The following is a 25,441-nucleotide window of genomic DNA, read 5'->3' on the forward strand; positions in this document are numbered from 1 at the left end:
TGCTTATTTGTCCCGCTCCAAAAAAGATCGGGCAGTATACTTCTCCCCTTTCTTTATCGGACAATTCTCTTCTTTACTTAAGTGTTTCCCCCTAAATTTTGGTGAAAAAAAGCCCCAGCATCAAAATGATGCCAGGGCTTTTCGTATTTTTAATTCGTCCGACGCTGTTGTTCGGCTTGCTTAATTTTGATCCTTCTATACGTATTAATCAGCGGGCGATGGCGACGGCTAACGAGTCCAACGATCTCGGTTCCAAGGTGGATAACGATCAACAACGCAACCATGACGATAATCGTGGTCCACTTCGTCGTCTTCGTCAGCAGGATTGCCATCATCCCGAAGAAAATGCTGATCGAGTAAATCATGAGTACAGTCGAACGATGGGACAGACCCATGTTCAGCAAACAGTGATGCAAATGCCCTTTGTCTGGGCTTGAAATCGGCTTTTTGTTCACGATGCGGCGCACAATGGCGAAGAACGTATCCCAGAGCGGTACACCCAGCACTACGATTGGAATGATAAAGGAAACGAACAACGCTTCTTTAAAGCCCATGATCGACAGAGCAGCCAAGTTGAAGCCCAAGAAAAGCGAACCGGTATCGCCCATGAACAGACGAGCCGGATGAAAGTTAAAGTAGAGAAAGCCCAGGATCGCTCCGAGGAGCACGAAACAGTAGGTCGCTACCTTGTAATCATCCATCAACAAGGCCATGACACCCATTGTCCCTGCAGCAATTGCTGATACACCGGCCGACAGCCCATCGAGACCGTCAATCAAGTTCACCGCGTTCGTTACACCGACAATCCAAAACATCGTGATCGGAATCGCGAGCCAGAAAAGCCAACCACTACTGAAATCAATGCTTCCGCTATACGGCAGATTCACGACGCCGATCTTCAAGCCAAAAGGAATGACGACAATCGCTGTTGCGACTAGCTGTCCGAGCAGCTTCCACTTCGGTGAGAGCTGGTATTTGTCATCGAGCATGCCGACGACCATCACGATCGTGCTTCCGATAAAAATTCCCAGCATTTCCGATATGCTTGTATACGGGACAAATAGGAAGAACGCAACCAGATAACCGATATAAATAGCCAAGCCACCCATACGTGGCATGATTCGCGTGTGTACCTTGCGCTGGTTCGGGGCATCCACTGCTCCTACTTTTACAGCCAGGTTTTTTACATACGGTGTTGCAATAAACGATATGATCAGCGAAGTCAGAAATCCGAGGATTAGTGTAGACATCGACTGTTCTCCTCTCTACGGATGCATCTAGGAACGGCTACTCCATTTTTCTTTCAGTACGGTTAGAACAAACCGAGGAATAGCCAGTTGACGCTTCCAGCGGGAAGGCTCGGAAGCAAGTCGATAAAACCATTCCAAATGCAGTTTTTGCCAGATCTCGGGAGCGCGCTTCACTTTCCCGGAAATGACGTCAAAGCTTCCGCCTACCCCCATCATCAGGGAGGCATTTAACTGATCGCGATACTTCGCCATCCATTCATCTTGTCTGGGCGCACCCAGTGCGACAAACAGGAGCTGCGGTTTCGCTTCGGCAATTTCTTGTACAATTTGCGTTTCTTCCTCTGGACGAAAATAACCATCTCGACATCCGACGATTCGGGCATTCGGATAACGAGCACTCAGTTTGTCTTTTGCCAAATGAATGACATCCGGCTTGGCGCCGAGTAAATACACGCCCCACTGATGTTGATCGGCTTTCGCCATGAGCGCTTCCAGCAGTTCCACACCCGTAACGCGCTCATAAATCGGCTGATTCGTCCATTTAGCAGCGTATACGATTCCAATTCCATCTGGAACGACATAGGCTTGTTCTACAATAGAACGAAAAGCGCGATTCTCTCTCGCTACCATGACGATTTCCGGATTGGCAGTCACCACGTGGGTCTTTTGACCGCTTTGTATGCGCTCTGTTATATGATCGACAGTCTCACGGAAACCGCGAGTCGTAAATGGCACATCTAATATGGTTGCGACCTGTTTGGTCATTTCTTCACCTTCAAGTGCTTGTTATTAAATCAATGTTTAAAAAGACGACTTTTTAAACTACCTTATTCATGCATAGAGATGCCCATTAGCCATTCTACCCGAAAAGAAAGGCACATTCAAGATGATCATGAATGTGCCTTATTTCCTGCCGTTAGGGCAAACATCAATCCACCCTCTGCTACTACTTTCCCATTTACCAATGCTTTTCCATGCCCTTTGCCGACGGTACCACGCACACGAGTAAGCTCAACCTCAAGTACCAGCGTATCTCCCGGCTTCACCTGATCTTTGAAACGGAATTCATCAATACCTGCAAACAGTCCGATTTTTCCTTGATGTTCCTCCATGCTGAGCATCGCTACTGCCCCAACCTGTGCCAGTGCTTCCACAATAAGGACACCAGGCATAACTGGATAACCAGGAAAATGGCCTTGGAAAAACGGTTCATTTACCGTGACATTTTTAATTCCAACTGCTCTTTTTCCTAACTCCAGCTCTTCGATTTTGTCTATCAGCAAAAACGGGTAACGATGCGGAATGATTTCCTGAATTTGCATAATATCCAAAGGCGCTTTGATTTCCATTATGTATCGCTCCATTTCCATACTTAACTAGACTTGTCTATGCATGAATACCCTTTGACCAAAGAAACAATATACCTAACTCCCGCCCCAGTTGAACGGACAAGCGGGGTTAAGATAAAAGGGGCACTTCCTCCCCAAGAGAGTGGGAAGTGCTCTTTTTCAACCTTACACGCGGTTCAATAGTCGAGCCTTCGCCAGATAAATCGCGCTCACAATAAAGGAGAACGCTATAACCGACCAAAGTATCTCTTCACTGTACTCATAGCGATACATTACCAGTGGGATGACAACATACAACAGAACAGTTGTCAGCTTGCCATAGGCGTTTGCCGGGACGGTTTTTTTCCCGCGGAAATGGTACACAGCTCCTGTTACTATCATTGCCAGATCGCGCACAAAGAAAAACAGAGCGGCCCATATACTGATTCGATCCGTCAAAAATAATGAGGCGATGACCGCCAACATCATTAATTTATCTGCCAGAGGATCTAACATCATTCCGATGGTGGTCACAAGCTTATGCTTCCGCGCGATGTACCCGTCCGCAATATCGGTCACTCCCGCCAAAATCAAAATGCCTAAAGCGATTTCAACATGATACGGAAACTCCGAAAAAAAGACATACAGGTACAAAGGGATGAGCACGATGCGAAAGATCGTAAGCAAATTAGGAAGATTCACGGACATCCCTCCGTATTCAAATCGTCACTTCCTTTTTCAACCACTCGATCTATTATACTCTGTGGACAAACACCACAACAAGTCCTCGAAAAAATAAGAGCCCCAACCATAGGTTCGGGCTTGTCCAGCTAAGTTTCTACGTATCTTCAAACATTAAATCCCACATATGTGTGTAGGTTCCCAGATTGAATACATCAGACATTGGCTTCTTGCCAACTCCACCGTATCCGATCATCAGACCAATGACCAGCGAGAAAAACAGCAGGAGTGGGACCAGCACCATCTTGGCAACTCTCAGCCGCCAATTCTTGCCGCTCCGTTCCCGCTCTTTTCCTTTTGACTTAACTTCTTCGGTTTGACGCGGGAAACGTTTGCTCTTCCCTTGTTCCATGCTCCTCTCCTCCGTCATGTTGAAATGATATGGGTTATCTGCTTCTCAGTTGGTTGGCAATGCCCATCATTTGATCACTGATGCCGACTGCGCGTGAGTTCAATTGATATGCACGCTGAATGTTCACCAGTTGGGACATTTCCTCTGTCATGCTTACATTGGAGCTTTCCAATGCTCCTTGTCGCAGTGTAGCATCGCCTGTAATGAGGGCATTGGTGTATTTAGTAGTTGGATTTGCACCGGAATCTAAATCAGCATCAAACAGATTCTGACCGACCTGCTGCAACTGATCAGGATTGTCTACTTTCCAAAGACCGATATTGCCGTAAGACACTCCATTGGCAGTAAGCGCTCCCTCGGCAGTAATTTGAATATTGGTGACTGGCTCTGGCAATACAATATTTACCCCGTTTTCGTCAGTCAAGATGTGACCAGAGGTAGTGTGCAATACATAACCTTGTTCATCATCATCGAATGAGACCTTGAAAGAGCCGTCGCGTGTCAATCGATTTTCCTCTTGAATGACAGCACCAGTAGCGTCCTTGATCTTGTGAGTGACTAGAAAATACCCGTCTCCCTCAACCAACACATCTGTTGGCACATCCGTAACTTTCACACTACCTTGTCCAATATCCAGCTTGGTCATGCCAAGACGGGCACCGCTTCCGATCCGAATCCCTACTGGCGTATTCCGATTTTGATTGTCTGCTGCCGGCTGTTCATTCATCGAATCGGAGAGAAGCTCGGAAAACGATGCGACCCGGCGCTTGTACCCGATTGTATCAATATTCGCCAGGTTGTTGGCTGTATTGTCCAACGCTTGCTGAATACCGCGCATAGCTGATGTGGAAATATTAAGCGACTGCATCTTTCCTACCTCCTATTATCCGTTAACACGACCGATTTCATTAGCAGCCTTATCCAACGTACCATCAATCGTTGTAATGACCCGTTGGTTCGCTTCATAAGCGCGAAGAACACTCATCATGTTCGTCATGGTTTGACCAGGGTCTACATTGGAGCGTTCACGCCAGCCTTGTTGCATACCGTATCGACCTGCAATCGTAGGCGTAGCGTAGGTACCTGCCGCCAGAGCTGCTTGATCGTTCGCTTCAGCAACATCAATCGCTTCGACGTTTATGTCGCCTTCCCAGCGGAAAACGTTGGTTCCCTCACGAACCAGCATCAAGGGATTGGTTACTACAGCCAGTCCCAACCGAGGATGGGCTGCCAGAGATTGATATTCATTCGTGTTCGGGTCTTTGTACAACAATTCACCAGCTTCGTTGATCTTCAAATCTTGTCCAGCATTAATTCCACTAACTGGATCATTGACTCGAATCGCCTGATTTTGATTGTCCAGAACATAGTACCCATCAGCCGTTACCAAGTAACCGTCCGCATTCACGCTCCAGTTGCCGTTTCGCGTGTAACGAATATCCTCTTCTTGAGCTGGCTGCGTCACATCCTCAATCCGCGCCACACTGTAAAACAACCGTCGCTCATTTCCATCCTGATCTGGCTGAATATTGTCCATCAACGCAAGATCATACGGATTGCGTGTCTCTTCAATATCCCCCTGCGCAAAATTCGGCAGCGCCTCCGACATGTATACCCCTGTGTGCAAACGCCCGATAATGGCAGGTTGTCCAGGCATAGTAGGGACACCCGGAACATCCAGTCCTTCCTGATCATTCATGCGTGAGAGCAATTGCTCCGGAAATGCACGCATGACACCCACGTCCTGTTTGAACCCGGGTGTATTGATATTTGCTAAGTTGTTCGCCAGCGATTCCTGCCTGTTCTGCAAAGCCAGCATGCCAGATGCAGACGTATACAAGCCTCTGATCACTTAAATCTTACCCCCTGAATAATCGCTTATTCGAGTGAGCCGGCATCTTGTCCAAATAGTCCAGCATCATTCCTGTTCCTTTTGCAACGCACATCATTGGCTCGTCCGCTACCAGCACAGGAACCTTCAGCTCCTCTGCCAGAATCTCGTCAATACCGTGCAATAATGCGCCACCACCGGTCAGGAAAACACCCTTATCAATTATATCGGCAGAAAGCTCCGGAGGTGTTCGTTCTAAAACAGATTTTGAGGCTTGTACAATCGCACTCACCGACTCAGCCAGGGCTTCCTGGACTTCATTGGAGCGAATGGTAATCGTTTGCGGCAAGCCGCTTACCATGTCTCGACCCCGAATGTCCATTTCGTCCTGGCGTCCGCCGGATACGGTTCCAATCTGAACCTTGATATCTTCAGCCGTACGCTCTCCAATCAGCAATTTGTATTTATTTTTTATGTAACGCATGATAGCCACATCGAATGTATCGCCTGCTATTTTAATGGAGGAAGACGTGACAATATCGCCCATCGACAATACCGCTACATCGGTCGTTCCCCCACCGATATCCACTACCATATTACCGGACGGCTGAAAAATGTCCATACCTGCCCCAACTGCGGCGACTTTCGGTTCTTCTTCGATAAAAACTTCTCTTGCTCCACCGCTGCGCTCAGCTGCTTCACGAATTGCTTTTTGCTCAACAGACGTGATGTTGGTCGGGCAGCAAATCAAAATACGCGGACGGGCAAACATGCTCTTTCCACCAATTTTGTTCAAGAAGTGCTTTAACATGGCCTCTGTGATTTCAAAATCCGCGATAACCCCTTCTCGCAAAGGTCGGATCGCTACGATGTTTCCTGGGGTGCGGCCTACCATGCGATAGGCTTCATTTCCTACGGCCAAAACTTTTCTGGTTTTACTATCTATTGCCACGACAGATGGTTCGTCTAGGACAATTCCCTTGCCTTTTACAAAAACCAAGACATTGGCCGTGCCCAAGTCGATTCCGATATCTTTGCCAAACATGAAAGGTCCTCCCTGATTACCAGTTACATTTCTACCTAATATCATAGGCTCTTCTACGTGAGAGGACAAGGAAATTCTTTCTTACACACTCTCCTCCTGTTCTACTCGTACTTTTTTACTACGCCGTTTGTACTTGATTTTGGTCGCTTCGCCCCCCCGAAGATGTCTGATGGCTTTGTGATATTCCAAAATTTCCTTAACCTGGTTCGCCAACTCTGGATTTATCTCAGGCAGCCGCTCAGTCAAGTCCTTGTGCACAGTACTTTTCGAAACACCGAACTCTTTAGCGATCATCCGAACCGTATTTCTTGTCTCTACAATATATCGGCCGATTTTGATGGTCCGCTCTTTGATGTAGTCGTGCACATTACTCGCCTCCTTGTATCTACATTGTCTGATACAATATATGGGTGCGTAGGGACACATATTCTACGTTTCCAAGCCTGACAAGCCAGCACGGCCGCATCTTTTTTCAACAGTTTGTACCACACGCAAAAAAACACCCGCAATTGTTGTATTTTGCAGGTGTTTTTCTAAATTCAATGGTTATTGATTTTTTACTTCCGTTTCAGCCTGAATCAAGTATTGCTCTGGATTGACAGGCTTGTTATCGATGCGAACTTCAAAGTGAAGATGTGCGCCAGCGTCTTTTTCAAAGGTGTTGCGTCCAGCAGACCCGATTACTTGACCTTGTGTCACTTCATCGCCTGGTTTGACTGTTACGCTTTCCAGACTTTGATATACCGTAATCATTTTGTCTTTGTGCTCAATCTCAATCTCGTTGCCGACAAGTGGATCGTTCACCACTTTTACTACTTTACCCGCAAGAGCTGCGATGACATCAAAGCTCTTGCCATCCGTGGATACGAGGTCAATACCTGTGTGCGGATAGAAGGTGCTGTCGAAGCTCACCAATGCTTTTTGCTGATTGTCCTTGGAAGCTTTCTCATCGTAGTAGTTCATGCCCACATTGTACTGCACGCCTTTTCCTACTGGCCATGCGAGTGGTTGTACGCCACTTGTAGCAGGTACCGCTTCTTCGTTTTGCGGTGTAGTTGTCTCAGGAGCTGCAGGAGTTGTCACTGCCACGCCATCTGTGCCATTCGTCATTTTGGATACCGTGTCCATGACATTGCCCTGATACCACATCACAAAAGCGAGAATGATTGCTGCGGTGCCGATGTAGATTGCAGGAAACGCCCATTTCTTGCCCAAAACTTTTTTCCAAGAACTTGCCTTCTTGAATGGAATCGGTTGATTTTGATTTTTTTGATCTTCCATTTTATTCATCACCTCATCCCTCAGTATCGCCAGAATTTTGGCGTATAAACCTGAGAGAGTAGGGAAAAGTAAAAATTTGCTTTTCTTTTAAGCTGGGATCACTCTTTTATACTCTTGCAGACTAATTCCTTGGTAGAAGTGCTTGACGATTTGCTCCGCGCTTTTGCCGCTTTTGGCCATTCCATTTGCTCCCCACTGGCTCATCCCGACACCATGACCGTACCCTTTGGTCGTAATGAAAACCTGATTACCGCGCAAGTCCAGCGTAAAGGAGGAAGAATTCAAATTGAGCTTTTCACGAAACTCTCTTCCCGTAAATTCCTTGCCGCCAATACTGATGGTTCCTACGCGATTTCCGGTTGTACGTGATTCGATCCGATACCAGGAACCATTGGTAGAAGCCTCCTGCGTGAGCTTGACGCCCAAATTCTTTTCTAGCTCCACGGTGGACATGACAACCGTTTCCTCATAGCGAGGAGATTGAATATCCCAAGGACTCGCAACGCTCTTCAAATAAGGAATGGGCTTTTCCCAATATTCATCCGAGTTCTCTGTAAAGCCATTACTGGTGGAAAAAAACGTCGCGTCAATGGGCTCGTTCTGGTAGGTCAGGATAACCCCTGCCGTCGCCATAACTGCTTGTTGGATGCGTTTGTTTTTCCATTCGTATTGGTCTCCCCAACGCTCACGCCGCTGCTGTTCATCCATATAGACTTGATGCTGCACCGTATCCAAGACCTGCCCGCCTGATGGCACATCATCAAACTTGCCCTCTTTTAACCGTCGCACGATATAGGTCCTGGCCGCCAACGCCTGTGCTTTTAAAGCCTCCAGCTCGAACTCAGCAGGCATTTCCGCCGCTACGACTCCGGTAATATACGTTTCTAGCGGCAATGTTTCCACGGCCTTTTTTTCTGTGCGGTACACCTTTACCGGCAGAGAGGCAGCGGATTCCTTCGTCGCTGGTATGGCAGGTTCCGAGACGGCCACAGTTGGCTGACTGACAGGACCTTTTTCTGGTGAAAACCAAAAGACCAGAGCAGCAGGCATCAGGACGAGCAAGATCGGCAAAGCGATAAACCACATGAGTAGATAGCGTTTCATGCAAGAGATCCTCCCCGTTACGTACTAGACACGAAAAGTCTGAATAACCTACTAAAAGTCTATGTTCTGCAACAGAGCGGTAGAACGAGAGAATGAGAGAGTCGAGAGAACGAAAAAAAGACCCCCTGCATCCGCAGAGAATCTTTCGTTTTGCCATATGGTTGACGCATTTATCAAGCAAAATTAGGAGAGAAACTTACTTTGATGGTTTCGGAAACTGCTTTTTCACGAGCCTTTTCTTCTGGAACCACGCGTTCTACATCTGCTCCTAAAGCCAATAGCTTTTCCGTAAAGTTTACGTAGCCACGGTCAATATGGTGCAGGGCAGAAACCTCAGTCTCTCCCTCAGATACAAGCCCAGCCAGTACAAGTGCTGCACCCGCACGCAAGTCAGTTGCTGCTACCTTGCTGCCTGTCAGCTTGGAACCACCTTCGACGATGGCACTGCGGCCTTCGATCTTGATGTTCGCATTCATGCGACGGAACTCTTCCACGTGCATGAAGCGGTTCTCAAATACTGTTTCGGTCACGATGCTCGTTCCTTCTGAAACAAGCAAAAGCGCCATCATTTGCGACTGCATATCCGTCGGGAAGCCAGGGTATGGCAGCGTCTTGAGGTCAACTGCTTTCAGTGGGCCTGTGCGGCGTACACGAATGCCGTTTTCTTGCTCCTCAATGTCCACGCCCATTTCACGAAGCTTGGCCGTCACGGATTTAAGATGATCGCAAATCGCACCTTCCACAAAGACGTCCCCACCGGTAATCGCTGCAGCCACCATGAAAGTTCCTGCTTCAATGCGGTCAGGAATGACACAATGTGTGCAGCCCTTCATCTTTTCCACGCCTTCGATGCGAATCGAACCTGTACCCGCTCCGCGGATTTTTGCTCCCATCCTGTTCAGGAAGTTCGCCAAATCAACGATCTCTGGCTCTTCTGCCGCATTTTCGATCAATGTGGTTCCCTCTGCCAAAGCAGCGGCCATCATGATATTTTCTGTTGCACCGACGCTAGCAATATCCAGGTAGATTTTCGCACCCTTCAATCGTCCTTCTACCGTCGCTTCAATAAACCCTTGTCCGATTTCGATTTTGGCTCCCATAGCCTCAAACCCTTTTAGGTGCTGGTCGATCGGGCGCGTACCAATGGCACATCCACCCGGAAGAGCGACACGAGCTTGTCCTTTTCTGGCTAAAAGCGGCCCCATCACGAGGAAAGATGCGCGCATTTTGCGGACCAGTTCATAGGACGCTTCTACACTCGTAAGCTTGGAAGCATCGATCGTCAGCACTTCATGATCATATGTAAGGGAGATTCCCATCGATTTCAAGAGGTCGCATATCGTCCGGACATCGTCAAGGCCTGGTACGTCTGAGATGACGCAAGTCCCTTCTTCTGCCAAGATAGATGCTGCAATAATAGGGAGTACGGCATTTTTGGCGCCAGATACTTTTACATTTCCAGCCAATGCCTTACCACCACGGACAATAATTTTATCCAATGTGTACCCCTCCGCGTGCTAATATTCCACAGTGATGATTGGTGTACCTACCGTAATCCATGTTCCAGAATGGCTGTCACGATGCGTAGCCACCTGTAGATTCATCTTTTGACCGTTTAACGCGATGAATGATTCCCACATAGGGGTATACCCTGAAATGCTGACAACCGTATCATCTTGCAAACGTTCTAATTCTGTCGCCTGGAGAGTACCAAAAATCGACAATATTTTACCCTCCTGTTGGTCAACACCCATCTTAACATTGTACAATCCGCGAATACAAGTGCTAATTTGCGGAATAAAGTCGGCGCTTTGCAGGGCATTCGTGAAGGTTTCCTGTACTTGTCCAATATATAGTAGGGAATCACGGTTTCCAGATAACTGAAGTACTAGATATACAGAAAATGCTCCATTTTTAGGAACTCCTGTCACCTCGTAGCTCAGATCCACGCCGTTTTGTGTGTATGTAGTCCTATATGCGAGTATGTTGTGTTTACGCGATTGTTCGCTTGGGGAAAACGGAATCTCAAGTTGTTGTGCCCATTTCGTCGCCAACTCTTTTACTTGTTCAGAACGCAGGCCTTCTCCCATCGCCGTACGCATACGTACCTGAACTGATACACCCGTTGCGCCCGTTTCTTCTAGTACTTTCATCATTTTTGTCACAACCGGCTTTTCTTCCTTTGCTTGTGCAGGCATCCAATACACGGCCCCCATCACGAGCAATAGAGCCAGCACGCACCAACCAGACCATTTCCCCATTGATATCCTCTCCCTTTGCTTACATGTATCTCTTTGTACTTCTCATTTTGTACATGTAGCTGGGTGGATATACCAGCGAATCGTCGTCTTTGGGTATTTAGTTGAACAAATTCCCGAATGTCAGGGACCAGCCCAAGTAATCAAGGAAAAAGCGGGACAGTTCATATCCAATCACAATGGAAAGAAAAATTTGCAACAGCTTCGCCTGAGCACCATTTGGTTTTTTCAAAATCTTATCAAAGCGAAAGGATTGCAGCGCCCACCAAGCGAGCCCAATAAACGCAATCGATAAAATGATACTCAACAAGCCATATACTTCTTGTGGCATGCTCGTTACCTCCTCATTACCCTACCGAGAATCATAGAAAAAGGGACGGCCCGATTACGAGCCATCCCTTCTATTGTACCTGAAGTGCTATTCAGTTACGAGTATCACTGAGAGCTGGGAGAGAGCATGTTCCCAAAATCAAAGGACGGATTGAAATGAATCTGGATATAGTCGGTAACCAGACCCGGGAAAGCACCGAAGAATACGGTAGCGATTGCCATGATGAGAATAAACGTCCAAATGCCTTTTGGCACAACCATAGGTGCTTCGGTTGTCCCGGGACGCATGTACATCTGACGAATAATCCCAAAGTAGTAGTAGTAGGAAATAACGCTGGTGATGATCATAATCGCCGCCAGCCAGTAGTTTTCTACCACTAATGTACCCATGAACAGATAGAACTTCCCGAAGAAGCCAACCGTAATCGGGATACCTGCCAGGGACAAGAGGAAGATGCTCATCGCAATAGCCATCACTGGTGAGCGATGATACAATCCGGCGAATCCTTTCAAATCCTCCGTCTCCTGCTCACGAGATACAACCATAATCACAGCGAAAGCACCAAAGCTGACGATCAAATAACCGAACAGATAGAAGATTACTTCGCTGAAAAAGAGAGAGGTCGGCGGTACAAACGGCACGAGCAAATAGCCCGCTTGCGCAATACCTGAATAAGCCATCATACGCTTGACGTTTGTCTGCCTGAGCGCCATCGTATTCCCGATAATCATTGAGGCCGCTGCCATCAGCCCCAGATAGAGACTTCCCTCTTCGAAAAAGAACCGTCCTGATCCCGTTCCATCGGAAACGTTGAAAAACGAGATCATCATCACTCGAAAGATCAGCGCGAACCCTGCTGCTTTTGACACAACTGCCAGGAAAGCAGTGACCGGGGTAGGAGCACCCTGATACACATCTGGCGCCCACATGTGGTTAGGCGCTGCAGATATTTTGAATGCAAGACCTACTGCAAGAAACGCAAACGCCGTATAAACGAGGAACTGATAGCCCGCCATTCCCGCTTCTGCCAATCGGAATGAGATTTCATAAATATGAGTGGTTCCCGTGAGTCCGTACACGTACGACATCCCAAACAGGAGCACAGCCGTGGCAATACTTCCCGAAACGACGTATTTGAATGCCGACTCGTTGGAAAGCCGTGATTTTTTTCGCAATCCGACCAGTACATAGGACGAGAGAGACAATAGCTCCAGTCCCACAAACAAGGTAATCAAGTCAGCCGACGAAGCCATGACCATAGCCCCGAGAAGCCCGGTCAGCAGCAAATAGTAATACTCGCCTCTGTGCTGGACTTCCCCCGATTTCAGGTAAGACAGCGAGATGAGAATGGCAAAAGCTGTCCCTGCCAGGAAAATCAGCTTGAACGCATTGCCGTAATCATCGATTCGGATCATGTCGATCATGTAGCTGTATGGCTTATCGAGAGCATTCATATTGTTGATCACAAAGATCGCCGCTATGACCGTTGCCAGAAAGGATAGCCAACCGATGACCTGCTTGCCAAGGCGTTTGCCCGCAAAAAGATCCAGCAGTGATAAAAAGGTAGCAAAGCCAAGAATGATAAACTCGGGCAGAAGGTAGCTCCAGTCATATGAGAAAATATCTTTAACCTCCATGGATTACCCTCCTATTCCCGTTACGATAGGTACGATCGTTTTCAGCGCCTGCTGCATCGGATTCCCCAGAACTGCCGGATAAACCCCAATGAGGATAATACATCCCAATAGGACTACTATCGGAATGACTTCCATCGGCTGTGCATCAGCAAGTCCTGTACATCTACCCGGAGTAGGGCCAAAAGTCGTTTTCAAGATCGCTCTGAGTAAATAAACCGCGGTGAGGACAATCCCGATCGCTCCCACTGCTGCCATTACTGGCAAACGACCAAACAGACCGAGGAAGGCAAAGAACTCACTGATGAATCCGGACATGCCCGGAAGTCCGAGTGAAGCCATCCCGCCTGCCAACAACACGCCGCTGACAAACGGCATGGACTTGGCTAAACCGCCCAAATCGTCGAGCATCGATGTCTGCGTCCGATCCCAAATGACACCGATCAAGAAGAAGAGCAGCGCTGAGATAAAGCCGTGGGATACTACCTGGAACATCGCTCCCTGAAACCCGATCGTGTTCATCGAAGCGAAACCAAGCAAGACGATACCCATATGGCTGATACTGGAGTAAGCCAGCACCATTTTTAAATCCTTTTGTACGAAGGCCAGTACAGCTCCATACAAAATGTTGATAATCCCCAAAACTGCCATCCACGTAGAGAAATCATAGGCCTGCTCTGGGAAGAACCCTATTCCCATCCGCAAAAGACCGTACGCCCCCATCTTCAGCAAAATACCGGAGTGAATCATGACGATAGAAGGTGGAGCCTGTACGTGAACGCGTAGCATCCACGTGTGGAACGGAAATACTGGCAGCTTGATCGCAAAAGCGATAAATAGCGCTAGGAAGATGCCAAAACGCATTTCCGGCGTAAGGATTTCGGTTATCGGATGCCCCGGTGTCGTCAGAATCGCCGTGATTTCATCCATGTTGAGCGTCCGCATGATGACAAAGATAACGATAAAAGCCAGCAGCATGATCCCTGAACCGATTCCGTTATACAAAAGGAATTTGTTCGCAGCCTGTTCGCGCTCCCCATATCCCCAAATCCCGATGAGGAAGTACATCGGTACGAGTGTCAGCTCGAAGAAAATGAAGAACAGAAACAGATTGTCTGCTGCAAAGACTCCCAACATACCGATCAACAGCAGGTGAAACAGGATAAAATACTCCTTCTGCCTCTTCTTGATCTGCCACGAAGCAATTGCTGCGAGAGTCCCGATAATCGCCGTCAGCAAAATCAATGGCATCGAAATACCATCCACACCGAGCTCATAGTTGATCTCAAAAGCAAAGACGGTGCCTGCCTGAGCCATTCCAATCGGAATCGAAATCCAATTGTGCTTTTCTACGAACTGGAGATTGGCTGTCTCGTAATCAAACATGCCGAACATCCAACCTGCCAAGATAAGTGCCGGCAACGTTCCAAAAATCCCGACCTGCTTGATCACACCTGCATGTCGACTAGGGATAAAAGCCATGACGAGAATCGCCAGCAGCGGAGAGAACACCAGTGATGACAAAAGGATATTACCCAAAGAGTCCACCTCCCTTGGCCGTCAAACTGATGGCGATGATCAAGAGTAACAGACCGAATATGACCATTGCCCCGTAGGACTGAATCTGCCCGCTTTGTACTCTTGCGTGCAAAGATCCGATTCCTTGGGTGATTTTTGCTGTCAAGCCAACCAAACCATCCACAATATACTTATCAAATACATCCAGGACAAATCCAAGCCAGCCTAATGGACGAACAATGACGTTGTGATACAGCTCATCGATGTAGTATTTCTTGTATGAAAGCTGATAGAGCCACGGCAGTGCTTTGGGAATCGTGTCCGAGGAGATAGATTTCTTGCCGTACATCAGGTAAGCCAGTACGACTCCGAGAATCGAGATCAACAGAGCCACAATCTGCAACCAGGCTGCCGCGTGCTCACTGCCTTCCCCAAAAATGCTCGTGATTGCCGTCCCTGTGTTCGTTGACAACAACCAATCAGAGAGTAATGGTGCGTACGGTGTATTCACAAAGCCTGCGACAACCGCAAGTAACGCCAAGACCAAGAGCGGACCTGTCATGACTCTTGGAGATTCGTGTGCTTCGTGCTTGCCACGTGCCTTCCCTGCGAATGTCAGGAAGAACAGACGGAACATATAGAATGCGGTAAAGAATGCTGCTAGCAGCGCGATGAACAGCAAATCGTAGCGATGTGCTCCGTAAACAGCTCCCAGGATCGCTTCTTTCGACCAGAAACCAGCGAACGGAAAGATCCCCGCAATTGCCAAGCAACCGATCAAGAAAGTCAAAGCGGTGATCGGCATCTTTTTCCACAAACCACCCATTTCGAATACATCCTGCGTATGTACGGCATGGATGACACTACCTGCTCCAAGGAAGAGCAGTGCTTTGAAAAAGGCGTGAGTCATCAAATGGAAAGAACCCGCTACATAACCAGCAGTACCAGCTACACCCAATGCCAGCATCATGTACCCGAGCTGGCTGACTGTGGAATAAGCCAAGACACGCTTGATATCCCGTTGGGTCAGACCGATCGAGGCTGCAAATATGGCGGTGAATCCTCCTACATACGCCACAACTGTCAAAGCCGTATCGGATGCGATAAACAGCGGATAGGTAGCAGCGACCAAATAAACACCAGCCGCGACCATCGTTGCCGCGTGAATCAATGCAGATACAGGGGTTGGACCTTCCATGGCATCAGGCAACCACGTATGAAGCGGAAATTGACCTGATTTTCCCATGGCCCCAACGAAAATGAGGATCGCTGCGAGCGTAATCATCCATGGTTCCAGTCGTCCGAGTGCGATACTCTCAAAAATCGCCCCATACTCAAAACTTCCGGTCCACCAGAACAACAGACATATCCCGATGAAGAGACCAAGGTCCCCGATGCGTGTAACGATAAAAGCCTTTTTGGCAGCCGCTTTTGCCTCTGTCTTGAAGTAGTAGTAGCCAACGAGCAGGAAGGAGCATACCCCGACCAGCTCCCAGAAAATATATACTTGCAACAAATTTGGCGAGATGACTAATCCCAGCATGGAGAACGTGAACAGCGCCAGATATTGATAAAACACCGGAAAGCGTTCATCTCCATGCATGTAGCCCTTGGAATAGATTTGGACCAACAGACTGACCAATGTCACAATGACGAGCATCATGGCATTCAGCGGATTCACTTCGAATCCCATGTTGATCACGATATCGCCGATATGCAGCCAATCTATCACATAATTGTAATCCGCTCCCCCACCCTGGAATCTCTCCCAGAAGATGAGTACTGCGATTCCAAAAGAAACAGCCGTCAGGGTAATGCCCACTATGGCCGCTCCTTCTTTCAATTGGCGACCAAATGAGACGATCACGATGAAAGCAAGAAGCGGAAACAGAGGGATCAGCCAGGCATAGTGCAATAGAGTATCCATCTTTGTCCTCCTTTTCAGGTTTCCCTCTTATCGTTTCATTTGGTCCATTTCATCTACATTCACGGTCTCCTTATTACGGTACAGCGCAATCAGAATCGCTAACCCTACGGCAACCTCGGCAGCTGCAACCGTCATCGTGAACAAGGTAAAGATTTGTCCCGTCACGGATGGATACAGTCCGAATTTGGAAAAGGCGACCAGGTTAATATTTACAGCATTCAGCATCAGCTCGATTGATAACAGGACGACGACTGCATTTCGCTTCGTCAATGCGCCGTACAGGCCTACACAAAAGAGAATCAGAGCGACCATTAAGTAGGAGGAAATGCTTACTGTCATTCGTTATCCCCCTCCTTTTTCGCCATGATGATCGCACCGACCAACGCGACCAACAACAGAACAGACAGCAGTTCAAATGGTATGACGAATTTGGTGAATACTTCGATACCGATTTCTTTTGCATTGTTTACTGGAACCTCTGCAGGTGGCGGTGGCGCAGGCCACGGTGTATTTTGCACACCCCAGAACAACAATCCGAACAGAACGATTACGAAGAGCAGGATAAAACGGTTTTTCCATGTCCGGCCTGTTCCCTCATCGTTCGCATCGTGCTTGGTCAGCATGATTCCAAAGAGCATCAGAATGGAGATAGCCCCTGAATAAACCAGAATTTGTGCGACCCCGACGAACTCCGCTCCCAGCAAAACAAACAGACCTGCAATGCTGATAAACGTAACACCCAATGAGATGACCATGTGGACGACGCGCGTAAAGCTGATCATAAACACCGCGCCACCGATCGTCAGAAGGGACAGGATAAAAAAGGCTACGAATTCGCCTGTCATACTAATTCTCCTCCCTGACGTTCGTATTGTTGTCGTCCAGCCATTTCAAGTTCTTGTACAATTCGTCCCTGCTATAGGCAGCCAGTTCGAAGTTGTTTGTCATTACAATCGCTTCAGTGGGACAAACCTCTGTGCACAAATCGCATAAAATGCACAGTTCAAAATTGATATCGTACGTATCGATAATCTTTCCTTTTTTCTCCGGATCAGGATGGGGCTTCCCTGTCAGTTGAATACACTCCGTCGGACAAATGCGTGCGCATTGGTTGCAGACGATGCATTTTTCAGGAGAAAAGTGTTGAATACCGCGAAAGCGAGGCGGCATTGGAAAGGGCACATCCGGATAGAAGTGGGTTACTTTTTTCTCCGTGAGCTTTTTAAATGTATACCCCAGGCCTTTGGCCAGTCCTAGCATGTGTGTCACCCCTCAGAATTTGAGAACTTGGCTGCACCACGTTTTTGACGAAAGCAAGCTTTTGACGAAGCAAGCCTATGGCGAAGCCTGCGCTATGAAAACAGTGGGACGAAGTCGTTTTCGATCAAGTCGCTACTAGAACATGCCATTTTGGTAAGAAACCACTACGGCTGTGAGCAGGATGTTGAACAATGCCACGGGCAACAGCACTTTCCAGGCAAACGACATCAGTTGATCGACACGTAAGCGCGGCATCGTGGCGCGAATCCAAAACTGGAGGAAGACGTAAAGTGAAAATTTAAGGATAAACCACACGATTCCCGGAATGAAGTCCAGTGATGGATGAATCGGCAACCATCCACCCAAAAAGAGAATCGTAATCAGGGCACCCATCCCGAACATGTACACATACTCCGCCAGCATGAACATCGCAAAACGGAAACCGGAATACTCGACGTGGTAACCACCAACGAGCTCCGACTCTGCTTCTGGCAAGTCAAACGGCGTACGATTCAGCTCAGCCTGGGCAGCAATGATAAATACAGCAAATCCGATAAACTGCGGAACAATATTCCAGACATCCTGCTGCGCATAGACAATATCCTTGAGATTCATGCTGCCCGTCAATAGAACGATCCCCACCACGGACATGACCAGCGGTACTTCATAGCTGATCATCTGCGCAGCGGAGCGGAGACCCCCGATCAGCGAATACTTGTTATTCGAGGCCCATCCAGCCGTGATCACGCCCAATACGGTGATCCCAGACAAGGCGATATAGTACAACAGCCCTATTCCCAGATCAGCGAACCGAATGCTTTCCGAAAAAGGCATGACCGCCAATACGGCAAAAGCAGGGGCATAAGCCAATATTGGTGCTAAAGTGAACAACGCTTTGTCAGCGTGCTGCGGACGAATATCTTCCTTTAATAGCAGCTTGGCAACATCGGCAACCGTCTGGAGAAGTCCCAATGGTCCTACTCGATTCGGCCCGATGCGTAGCTGCATCCACCCAATCACTTTGCGCTCAAAGTAAATAGCGTACGTAACGAATCCCAACACGACTGCAAGCAGTAAAACGGCCGCTACGATAAACCAAAGCGTGGTTCCCCATGAGGGTGCTTGCTGCAAGAGAGTATTCATCAACAGTCAACCTCCCCGAGCACGATGTCGATACTGCCCAGGATGGCAACCATGTTCGAGAGGTTTTCCCCCTGCAACAGCTTAGGCAGAATTTGCAGATTGGTAAATGAAGGCCGTCTGAACTTCAATCTCCACGGTTTATCCTTGCCTTGACTAGCAATGTAGCAACCAATTTCTCCCCGCGGTGACTCGATGCGCACATATGTCTCCCCAGCAGGCGGGCGAATCACACGTGGTACTTTGCCCATGACTTCGCCTTCACTCGGAAATTGCTCCAATGCCTGCTCAAGAATTCGCAGAGATTGTTCAATTTCAGCCATGCGCAGATGATAGCGCGCCATGCAATCTCCCTCAGTCGCTGTCGGCACATCAAATTCAAAACGATCATAAATGCAATACGGTTCGTCCTTGCGCAGGTCCCACTTGACACCTGTCGAGCGGAGCATGACACCTGATAGCGAGTAATCCAACGCAGTTTTTGTATCGAACTTGCCGATTCCATTGAGACGGTGGATAAAAATCTCGTTACCCGTCACCAGTTGATGGTAGTTATTCAATTCCTTCTTCATATATTGGACAAATTCTTTGGCTTTGTCGGTCCAGCCTGGAGGTGCATCCCATTTCACTCCGCCTACACGCATGTAGTTAAAAGTCATCCGCGCCCCGCATAGCTCATTAAACAAATCTAGAATCGTCTCCCGATCACGGAATGCATACAGGAAGGGCCCCATCGCACCAATGTCCAATAGAAACGTTCCCCACCAAACCAAATGGCTCGCCACCCGGTTCAGTTCCATCGCGATCAATCGTAGAAACTGAGCTCGTTCTGGAATCTCCAGCCCCATCATCGTTTCTACTGCGTGACAGAGAACGTAGTTGTTGGTCATGGCGGACACGTAGTCCATACGGTCTGTATAAGGAATAATTTGTGTATAGGTCAAGTTTTCAGCCAGCTTCTCTGTGCCTCGATGCAGATAACCCATCACCGGAATCGCTTCTTTAATGGTTTCCCCATCGATTTTTACAACCAAGCGAAATACTCCGTGTGTACTCGGATGCTGTGGACCTACGTTTAATAACATCTCTTCCGTACGAAGTCCTGTTTCAGAAGAGGTATCAACATGAGTCGTGAGGATGTTATGGTTCATCTGCTAAACCTCCTCGTCGTATTGCACATAATCTTTGCGCAGTGGATACCCTACCCAATCATCCGGCAACAGGATTCGACGTAAATCCTTATGTCCCGGGAAATGAATACCCAAAAGGTCAAAAGTCTCTCTTTCATTCCAATTTGCGCCATGCCAGAGGTCCATTACAGAAGCAACTTTTGACTCTTCTCTGCTTGTTTTGACCTTTACTGCCAAGCTTTGGCGATTTTTGTAGGAATAAAAGTGGTAGTATACCTCCAGGCGATCCTCGTAATCGACACCGTGAAGATCGGACAGGTACTCAAAGCTCAATTGCTCGTCATCTCTTAAAAATTGGGCAACTTGATGCCAACGTTCGTTTTGAATGGTGAGAGTTGGAACTTCCTTTCCCAGCTCGTTAATATACGAAGCCTCGATGACTTCCTGTCCAAATGCTTCGGAAATTCGTGACACGTATTTATCAAGATAGGGCTGGTTTTTGGAAGGTGCTTTTGGAGCTTCCTCTGCCGGTGTCTCATCCCCAGTCGTTTGTGTTGCTTTTGCCTTCGCTGCTGCTGCGGCGGCTGCTTTGGCTTTTGCGGCAGCTGCGGCCTTCGCCTTGGCGTCGTCATCACCGGATTCATCGCCACCTGCTTCGCGTGCAGCTTTTGCCTTTGCTGCTGCTGCGGCGGCAGCCTTGGCTTTTGCGGCAGCTGCGGCTTTCGCCTTGGCATCCGCATCTGGAGTTGAATCATCTGTATTTGCTCCATTTTCCGCGGCTTCTTTTGCTTCCTTGGCTGCTTTTGCCTTGGCTAGTGCTTCTGCGGCAGCCGCTTTCTTGGCTGCTGCCTTTTCTTCCGGCGTCATTTCAGACACGGGCTTTGCTGGTGGTGAAGCAGCTTCTGCCTGTTCCTTCGCTGCTTTTGCCTTGGCAATCGCTTCGGCCGCTGCTGCTTTCTTGGCTGCGGCTTTTTCTTCCGGCGTCATTTCAGACACGGGCTTTGCTGGTGGTGAAGCAGCCTCTGCCTGTTCCTTCGCTGCTTTTGCCTTGGCAATCGCTTCAGCCGCTGCTGCTTTCTTGGCTGCGGCTTTTTCCTCAGGTGTCATTTCAGACACAGGTTTAGCTTCTGGAGCAGAGACTTCCTCTTTTGCCTCTTGAGCTCCCTCCACTGGGCTCGCCTCTTGGGGAGCCTGCGCTTCCTGTTCTCTTAATTTTCGCAATGCTTCGGCCTTGGCACGGGCTTCAGCCGCTGCCGCGGCCTTTTCCTCTGGCGTCGGCTTGCGTTTCTCATCGCTCATAGATTGGTCACCTGCTTCCCAGTCTTCGCTTCGTAACGGATTTTTTCTTGGAGCTTATTGATTCCGTAGATCAAAGCGGCAGGGTTAGGCGGACAACCCGGAATATATACGTCGACAGGCACAATCTGGTCTACACCTTTTACCACGCTGTACGAGCGCACGTACGGACCTCCCGCTGTCGCACAGGAGCCCATGGCAATCACCCACTTCGGTTCAGGCATTTGATCATACAGCCTGCGCAGCAGTGGCGCCATCTTTTTCGTGACGGTTCCGGCTACGATCATGACATCAGATTGTCTTGGGGATGCTCGAAAAATAACGCCAAACCGGTCGAGGTCATAACGCGCTCCACCCGTTCCCATCATCTCGATCGCGCAACAGGCCAAGCCAAAAGTTAATGGCCACAACGAGTTGCTACGAACCCATCCCTTCACTGTTTCCAATGTCGTGAACATGACGTTGCGATTCAGTTCCTCTTGCAATTCAGGCGCAATGCTTGTCAGGTCTAGTTCCATTCCAGCACCTTCTTTCTCCACGCGTAAATCAATCCTACGATGAGCAAGGATATAAAGATGACCATCTCGACTAAGGCAAAGAGCCCCAGTTCTTTGTAAGCGACGGCCCACGGATACAGAAAGAGTGTTTCTACATCAAAGATGACAAACATGAGGGCAAAGATGTAATACTTCACGTTGAAACGCACCCAACTGTCACCAACAGGAATGTTACCGCTTTCATAAGTAGTTTGCTTCTCCCGTGTCGGTTTCTTTGGACGAAGTAATGGACCAACAAAACTGACTGTAGCTACGGGCAACAGCACACCAAGAATTAAAAAGATCGCGACAATCACATAATTGTTGGTATAGATGTCACTCACCCACGTTCCCTCCGCTCTTGAGAAAGGTATGAATCGTCTTGCGCTGTCCTCCAGAAGAAGTCGAGACTCCCTCAAAAGGGTACTGCTCGCAGCATCAAAGGTGTAGGTATGAACGCTGTCGCTAATTGATACTGCTAGAAAAAAATACCTTTATCATTATAGCAAATTGCCAATAGGGTGTCTAACGAAAGCCTTCCTTTTGTGCCATATAAAGGGAAAAAACTCAGAGATTTCTCCCTGAGTTTTTCCAGCATAGTATGATGACCAAACGAATATGCCTGTCTGGCTCTTATATTCTCTTCATTATTGAACGTTGTTTGAAAATTGCTGTCCGAGGAAGTCCTCGTAAATACGCTCCCATACAATTGTGAAGTTCATCTTCTCGTCTTCTGGGATCTCCAGCATATTTTCAATTGCCTCTTCCATATATGGAGTCAGCTTGATCAGAACCTCTGCCAGCATCTGGTCATTCGTGTTCAGCAATTGCTTCATTTCTGCTTTGGACATGCTGAACGTATTTTCTTCCTGCTCGTGCAGCTTCATCACGAGGCGGCTAAAAATCGGATGAACCAATGCTTCCAGTTTAACATGAGCCAATGCAAGAGATTCTGCTTCGCTCAACTTGAACAACTCAGATGCATCTGGGAATGGATAAACCGGTACATCCCAAGCATCTCCATTATCGATTACCAGACCCCACTTCACGAAAAGCTCGATCGCATCGTCAAGAGATGTCGGATATGCATAATCAGAACGGCTCATGAACGCTTTGAATCTGTTCAAGAGGTTCACGTAGCCTTTGAAATCCTCTTCAGACTTAAAGCCTTCTTGAACAGGCTCGGTGAATGTGCCTTTCAATGCATCGAACTCGTCCAAAGCTTTTCTCATTTCTTCTTTTGTCTCATGCTTGGTTACTACAAAGCACATTGCCTGGAAGAGAACATTCATTTCATGAGATAGCACGCTTGTCCAGCCATTAGCCTTAAAGCTGCTAGGAATCACTACGCCATCTTGATTGTGGCGGATATCGCGAACGGTTTGCATCAATTACACTCTCCTTTAATCCCAATAGCCAATGCCGCTTTTTCCCGCTGTTTTTCATGCTAACGTAGCTCGTCGGCAGGGCATTAGGTCTATTATACACAGAAACATTAGGCAATTACCAACTGGAAATATCATGCCCGATTTCCATGGCTCATCATTCATCTCCATATAACCGAAAAATCCCCGCAGCCACATGGGCGCGGGGATATCAAGCTTACGCTTTACTTCGCTACGTCGAGACGTGCCATCGCACGTTGCAGCGCGCGTTCTGCACGCTTGACGTCGAGCTCGGCATATTTCTCAGTCAAACGCTTTTCAGCACGCTCTTTCGCTGCCTTCGCGCGTTCAACATCGATGTCTCCCGGCAATTCAGCCGTTTCAGCAAGGATGGTCACTTTATCGCCGCGCACTTCCATGAAGCCGCCGCTTACAGCCATCTTTACTTCTTTATCGCCTTCTGTCTTAATCCGAACTGGCGCTGTTTTCAGCGGGGTTACCAACGGCACGTGGTTCGGCATAATACCGATTTCCCCTTGCAAGCCGCGAGCAATCACCATTTCAGCCTGACCGCTGTAGACAACCCGTTCAGGAGTTACGACTTCAACTGTCATCTTACTCACTTACTCGTCTCCCCTTTCCAGGGTGTCTTACGCCATTTTCTTCGCTTTTTCTACCGCTTCTTCAATTGTACCTACGTACAGGAACGCGCCCTCTGGCAGGTGGTCATGCTTACCTTCGAGGATTTCCTTGAAGCTGCGAACGGTTTCTTTCAGTGGAACGTATTGGCCTGGGTTACCAGTGAACTGCTCGGCAACGTGGAAGGACTGGGACAAGAAACGTTGAATGCGGCGTGCGCGTCCAACTACTTGCTTGTCGTCGTCGCTCAACTCGTCCATACCGAGAATCGCGATGATATCTTGCAGTTCTTTGTAACGTTGCAGGATTTTTTGAACGCTACGAGCCACATCATAGTGTTCTTGTCCTACTACATCAGGAGCCAGAGCACGGGAAGTGGATGCGAGTGGGTCTACCGCAGGGAAGATACCCAACTCAGCGATGGAACGCTCCAGGTTTGTTGTAGCGTCCAAGTGAGCAAACGTAGTAGCAGGAGCCGGGTCAGTGTAGTCATCCGCTGGTACGTAGATCGCTTGAATGGACGTTACGGAACCTTTTTTCGTGGAAGTAATACGCTCTTGCAACTGACCCATTTCGGTAGCCAGTGTTGGCTGGTAACCTACCGCAGATGGCATACGGCCCAAGAGAGCAGAAACTTCGGAACCCGCTTGAGTAAAGCGGAAGATGTTATCAACAAAGAGAAGAACGTCGCGGCCTTCTTCATCACGGAAGTATTCCGCCATAGTCAGACCAGTCAACGCTACACGAAGACGTGCACCAGGCGGTTCGTTCATCTGACCGAATACCATCGCGGTTTTCGGCAGTACGCCTGCGTCTTTCATCTCGTGGTACAGGTCGTTACCTTCACGGGTACGCTCACCTACACCAGCGAATACGGAAATACCACCGTGCTCTTGCGCGATGTTGTTGATCAGCTCTTGAATAGTAACGGTTTTACCTACACCCGCACCACCAAACAGACCGATCTTACCACCCTTGATGTACGGAGCCAAGAGGTCAATAACTTTGATACCTGTTTCCAGGATCTCAACAGTCGTTGCTTGGTCTACGAACTCAGGAGCTTTACGGTGAATTGGATCACGACGATCTACTTGACCAAGTTCTTGCAGGTCGATCGGCTCACCCAATACGTTAAATACGCGTCCGAGGGTGATTGCACCCACTGGAACGGAGATAGCTGCACCGGTATCAACTGCTTCCATGCCACGAACCAAACCGTCAGTGGAAGACATCGCAACGGTACGAACCAAGTTATCGCCCAAATGAGTAGCAACCTCAACAGTCAAGTTGATGTCGCGCTCACCAGCGCTTTGTGCTTTATGTTGAATCTTGATCGCATTGTAAATGGCAGGCAGGTGTCCGCGGTCGAACTCGACGTCAACAACCGGACCCATTACCTGAACCACGCGTCCATTCGCCATCTTACTTCTTCCCTCCTGTAAAGCTAAATTGGGA

General features: G+C 48.4%; 28 protein-coding genes. All 28 read right to left on the reverse strand.

The features are described from left to right. Positions 1 to 149 precede the first annotated feature (149 nt). The gene (locus AB432_RS27880) at positions 150 to 1,250 is read right to left on the reverse strand and encodes a glycosyltransferase family 4 protein (RefSeq protein WP_048035062.1); all 1,101 of its coding nucleotides are present in this window, start codon (positions 1,248 to 1,250) and stop codon (positions 150 to 152) included. A gap of 27 nt (positions 1,251 to 1,277) precedes the next feature. Next, entirely contained in the window at positions 1,278 to 2,015 is a 738-nt protein-coding gene (locus AB432_RS27885; protein WP_048035063.1) for a WecB/TagA/CpsF family glycosyltransferase, read from the reverse strand. A gap of 125 nt (positions 2,016 to 2,140) precedes the next feature. Continuing rightward, complete coding sequence (gene fabZ, locus AB432_RS27890; RefSeq protein WP_017252330.1) at positions 2,141 to 2,599, reverse strand: 3-hydroxyacyl-ACP dehydratase FabZ; 459 nt, start codon at positions 2,597 to 2,599, stop codon at positions 2,141 to 2,143. Between the two features lie 165 nt (positions 2,600 to 2,764). Continuing rightward, positions 2,765 to 3,286: a CDP-alcohol phosphatidyltransferase family protein gene (locus AB432_RS27895; protein ID WP_048035064.1), complete on the reverse strand. Its 522-nt coding sequence runs from the start codon at positions 3,284 to 3,286 to the stop codon at positions 2,765 to 2,767. A gap of 130 nt (positions 3,287 to 3,416) precedes the next feature. Continuing rightward, on the reverse strand, positions 3,417 to 3,671 hold the full coding sequence (locus AB432_RS27900; protein ID WP_048035065.1) for a DNA-directed RNA polymerase subunit beta: 255 nt from the start codon (positions 3,669 to 3,671) through the stop codon (positions 3,417 to 3,419). 34 nt (positions 3,672 to 3,705) lie between these two features. Further along, positions 3,706 to 4,539: a flagellar hook-basal body protein gene (locus AB432_RS27905; RefSeq protein ID WP_048035066.1), complete on the reverse strand. Its 834-nt coding sequence runs from the start codon at positions 4,537 to 4,539 to the stop codon at positions 3,706 to 3,708. 15 nt (positions 4,540 to 4,554) lie between these two features. Continuing rightward, the gene (locus tag AB432_RS27910) at positions 4,555 to 5,523 is read right to left on the reverse strand and encodes a flagellar hook-basal body protein (RefSeq protein ID WP_048035067.1); all 969 of its coding nucleotides are present in this window, start codon (positions 5,521 to 5,523) and stop codon (positions 4,555 to 4,557) included. Between the two features lie 7 nt (positions 5,524 to 5,530). Further along, entirely contained in the window at positions 5,531 to 6,547 is a 1,017-nt protein-coding gene (locus AB432_RS27915) for a rod shape-determining protein (RefSeq protein ID WP_015893600.1), read from the reverse strand. 81 nt (positions 6,548 to 6,628) lie between these two features. Next, positions 6,629 to 6,913: a sporulation transcriptional regulator SpoIIID gene (gene spoIIID / locus AB432_RS27920; RefSeq protein WP_003388385.1), complete on the reverse strand. Its 285-nt coding sequence runs from the start codon at positions 6,911 to 6,913 to the stop codon at positions 6,629 to 6,631. Between the two features lie 180 nt (positions 6,914 to 7,093). Further along, the gene (locus tag AB432_RS27925) at positions 7,094 to 7,828 is read right to left on the reverse strand and encodes a M23 family metallopeptidase (protein ID WP_048035068.1); all 735 of its coding nucleotides are present in this window, start codon (positions 7,826 to 7,828) and stop codon (positions 7,094 to 7,096) included. 87 nt (positions 7,829 to 7,915) lie between these two features. After that, positions 7,916 to 8,932 (reverse strand): stage II sporulation protein D, encoded by a 1,017-nt coding sequence (spoIID, locus tag AB432_RS27930; protein WP_048035069.1) that lies wholly within the window; start codon positions 8,930 to 8,932, stop codon positions 7,916 to 7,918. Positions 8,933 to 9,105: 173 nt separating this feature from the next. After that, positions 9,106 to 10,431 (reverse strand): UDP-N-acetylglucosamine 1-carboxyvinyltransferase, encoded by a 1,326-nt coding sequence (murA, locus tag AB432_RS27935; protein WP_016740202.1) that lies wholly within the window; start codon positions 10,429 to 10,431, stop codon positions 9,106 to 9,108. An 18-nt stretch (positions 10,432 to 10,449) separates the two neighbouring features. Next, positions 10,450 to 11,193, reverse strand: a complete 744-nt coding sequence (locus AB432_RS27940) for a YwmB family TATA-box binding protein (RefSeq protein WP_048035070.1) — start codon at positions 11,191 to 11,193, stop codon at positions 10,450 to 10,452. Between the two features lie 97 nt (positions 11,194 to 11,290). Further along, positions 11,291 to 11,521, reverse strand: a complete 231-nt coding sequence (locus tag AB432_RS27945) for a DUF1146 family protein (RefSeq protein ID WP_048035071.1) — start codon at positions 11,519 to 11,521, stop codon at positions 11,291 to 11,293. Positions 11,522 to 11,625: 104 nt separating this feature from the next. Next, on the reverse strand, positions 11,626 to 13,158 hold the full coding sequence (nuoN, locus tag AB432_RS27950) for an NADH-quinone oxidoreductase subunit NuoN (RefSeq protein ID WP_048035072.1): 1,533 nt from the start codon (positions 13,156 to 13,158) through the stop codon (positions 11,626 to 11,628). Between the two features lie 3 nt (positions 13,159 to 13,161). Further along, positions 13,162 to 14,694 carry a complex I subunit 4 family protein gene (locus AB432_RS27955; protein ID WP_048035073.1) on the reverse strand — a complete coding sequence of 511 codons (1,533 nt, stop codon included), beginning with the start codon at positions 14,692 to 14,694 and terminating at the stop codon, positions 13,162 to 13,164. Continuing rightward, on the reverse strand, positions 14,687 to 16,600 hold the full coding sequence (gene nuoL / locus AB432_RS27960) for an NADH-quinone oxidoreductase subunit L (RefSeq protein ID WP_048035074.1): 1,914 nt from the start codon (positions 16,598 to 16,600) through the stop codon (positions 14,687 to 14,689). Before nuoL ends, AB432_RS27955 begins: the two co-directional genes overlap by 8 nt. Before the next feature lie 27 nt (positions 16,601 to 16,627). Continuing rightward, complete coding sequence (gene nuoK, locus AB432_RS27965; protein WP_007722089.1) at positions 16,628 to 16,939, reverse strand: NADH-quinone oxidoreductase subunit NuoK; 312 nt, start codon at positions 16,937 to 16,939, stop codon at positions 16,628 to 16,630. Beyond that, positions 16,936 to 17,445 (reverse strand): NADH-quinone oxidoreductase subunit J, encoded by a 510-nt coding sequence (locus tag AB432_RS27970; RefSeq protein WP_048035075.1) that lies wholly within the window; start codon positions 17,443 to 17,445, stop codon positions 16,936 to 16,938. Before AB432_RS27970 ends, nuoK begins: the two co-directional genes overlap by 4 nt. A gap of 1 nt (position 17,446) precedes the next feature. Continuing rightward, positions 17,447 to 17,860 (reverse strand): NADH-quinone oxidoreductase subunit NuoI, encoded by a 414-nt coding sequence (nuoI, locus tag AB432_RS27975; RefSeq protein WP_007722093.1) that lies wholly within the window; start codon positions 17,858 to 17,860, stop codon positions 17,447 to 17,449. Positions 17,861 to 17,995: 135 nt separating this feature from the next. Next, entirely contained in the window at positions 17,996 to 19,006 is a 1,011-nt protein-coding gene (nuoH, locus tag AB432_RS27980) for an NADH-quinone oxidoreductase subunit NuoH (RefSeq protein WP_173628003.1), read from the reverse strand. Continuing rightward, positions 19,003 to 20,151 carry an NADH-quinone oxidoreductase subunit D gene (locus tag AB432_RS27985; protein ID WP_048035077.1) on the reverse strand — a complete coding sequence of 383 codons (1,149 nt, stop codon included), beginning with the start codon at positions 20,149 to 20,151 and terminating at the stop codon, positions 19,003 to 19,005. Before AB432_RS27985 ends, nuoH begins: the two co-directional genes overlap by 4 nt. A gap of 3 nt (positions 20,152 to 20,154) precedes the next feature. Continuing rightward, positions 20,155 to 21,429, reverse strand: a complete 1,275-nt coding sequence (locus AB432_RS27990) for an NADH-quinone oxidoreductase subunit C (protein WP_048035078.1) — start codon at positions 21,427 to 21,429, stop codon at positions 20,155 to 20,157. Further along, positions 21,426 to 21,944 (reverse strand): NuoB/complex I 20 kDa subunit family protein, encoded by a 519-nt coding sequence (locus tag AB432_RS27995; protein WP_007725455.1) that lies wholly within the window; start codon positions 21,942 to 21,944, stop codon positions 21,426 to 21,428. Before AB432_RS27995 ends, AB432_RS27990 begins: the two co-directional genes overlap by 4 nt. Continuing rightward, positions 21,935 to 22,306: an NADH-quinone oxidoreductase subunit A gene (locus AB432_RS28000; protein WP_007725457.1), complete on the reverse strand. Its 372-nt coding sequence runs from the start codon at positions 22,304 to 22,306 to the stop codon at positions 21,935 to 21,937. Before AB432_RS28000 ends, AB432_RS27995 begins: the two co-directional genes overlap by 10 nt. A gap of 303 nt (positions 22,307 to 22,609) precedes the next feature. Then, complete coding sequence (locus AB432_RS28005) at positions 22,610 to 23,350, reverse strand: DUF6042 family protein (RefSeq protein WP_048035079.1); 741 nt, start codon at positions 23,348 to 23,350, stop codon at positions 22,610 to 22,612. Between the two features lie 221 nt (positions 23,351 to 23,571). Beyond that, positions 23,572 to 23,970, reverse strand: a complete 399-nt coding sequence (locus AB432_RS28010) for a F0F1 ATP synthase subunit epsilon (protein ID WP_048035080.1) — start codon at positions 23,968 to 23,970, stop codon at positions 23,572 to 23,574. A gap of 27 nt (positions 23,971 to 23,997) precedes the next feature. Then, complete coding sequence (gene atpD / locus AB432_RS28015) at positions 23,998 to 25,407, reverse strand: F0F1 ATP synthase subunit beta (RefSeq protein WP_007725462.1); 1,410 nt, start codon at positions 25,405 to 25,407, stop codon at positions 23,998 to 24,000. Between the last annotated feature and the right edge of the window lie 34 nt (positions 25,408 to 25,441).

Source organism: Brevibacillus brevis (assembly GCF_001039275.2).
Classification (GTDB): Bacteria; Bacillota; Bacilli; order Brevibacillales; family Brevibacillaceae; genus Brevibacillus; species Brevibacillus brevis_C.

Excerpts from the sequence above, each read along its gene's own strand:
- AB432_RS27880 (WP_048035062.1), bottom strand. The coding sequence starts at position 1,250 with ATGTCTACACTAATCCTCGGATTTCTGACTTCGCTGATCATATCGTTT.
- AB432_RS27885 (WP_048035063.1), bottom strand. The coding sequence starts at position 2,015 with ATGACCAAACAGGTCGCAACCATATTAGATGTGCCATTTACGACTCGC.
- fabZ (WP_017252330.1), bottom strand. The coding sequence starts at position 2,599 with ATGGAAATCAAAGCGCCTTTGGATATTATGCAAATTCAGGAAATCATT.
- AB432_RS27895 (WP_048035064.1), bottom strand. The coding sequence starts at position 3,286 with ATGTCCGTGAATCTTCCTAATTTGCTTACGATCTTTCGCATCGTGCTC.
- AB432_RS27900 (WP_048035065.1), bottom strand. The coding sequence starts at position 3,671 with ATGGAACAAGGGAAGAGCAAACGTTTCCCGCGTCAAACCGAAGAAGTT.
- AB432_RS27905 (WP_048035066.1), bottom strand. The coding sequence starts at position 4,539 with ATGCAGTCGCTTAATATTTCCACATCAGCTATGCGCGGTATTCAGCAA.
- AB432_RS27915 (WP_015893600.1), bottom strand. The coding sequence starts at position 6,547 with ATGTTTGGCAAAGATATCGGAATCGACTTGGGCACGGCCAATGTCTTG.
- AB432_RS27925 (WP_048035068.1), bottom strand. The coding sequence starts at position 7,828 with ATGGAAGATCAAAAAAATCAAAATCAACCGATTCCATTCAAGAAGGCA.
- spoIID (WP_048035069.1), bottom strand. The coding sequence starts at position 8,932 with ATGAAACGCTATCTACTCATGTGGTTTATCGCTTTGCCGATCTTGCTC.
- AB432_RS27940 (WP_048035070.1), bottom strand. The coding sequence starts at position 11,193 with ATGGGGAAATGGTCTGGTTGGTGCGTGCTGGCTCTATTGCTCGTGATG.
- AB432_RS27945 (WP_048035071.1), bottom strand. The coding sequence starts at position 11,521 with ATGCCACAAGAAGTATATGGCTTGTTGAGTATCATTTTATCGATTGCG.
- nuoN (WP_048035072.1), bottom strand. The coding sequence starts at position 13,158 with ATGGAGGTTAAAGATATTTTCTCATATGACTGGAGCTACCTTCTGCCC.
- nuoL (WP_048035074.1), bottom strand. The coding sequence starts at position 16,600 with ATGGATACTCTATTGCACTATGCCTGGCTGATCCCTCTGTTTCCGCTT.
- nuoK (WP_007722089.1), bottom strand. The coding sequence starts at position 16,939 with ATGACAGTAAGCATTTCCTCCTACTTAATGGTCGCTCTGATTCTCTTT.
- AB432_RS27970 (WP_048035075.1), bottom strand. The coding sequence starts at position 17,445 with ATGACAGGCGAATTCGTAGCCTTTTTTATCCTGTCCCTTCTGACGATC.
- nuoI (WP_007722093.1), bottom strand. The coding sequence starts at position 17,860 with ATGCTAGGACTGGCCAAAGGCCTGGGGTATACATTTAAAAAGCTCACG.
- AB432_RS27985 (WP_048035077.1), bottom strand. The coding sequence starts at position 20,151 with ATGAACCATAACATCCTCACGACTCATGTTGATACCTCTTCTGAAACA.
- AB432_RS27990 (WP_048035078.1), bottom strand. The coding sequence starts at position 21,429 with ATGAGCGATGAGAAACGCAAGCCGACGCCAGAGGAAAAGGCCGCGGCA.
- AB432_RS27995 (WP_007725455.1), bottom strand. The coding sequence starts at position 21,944 with ATGGAACTAGACCTGACAAGCATTGCGCCTGAATTGCAAGAGGAACTG.
- AB432_RS28005 (WP_048035079.1), bottom strand. The coding sequence starts at position 23,350 with ATGCAAACCGTTCGCGATATCCGCCACAATCAAGATGGCGTAGTGATT.
- atpD (WP_007725462.1), bottom strand. The coding sequence starts at position 25,407 with ATGGCGAATGGACGCGTGGTTCAGGTAATGGGTCCGGTTGTTGACGTC.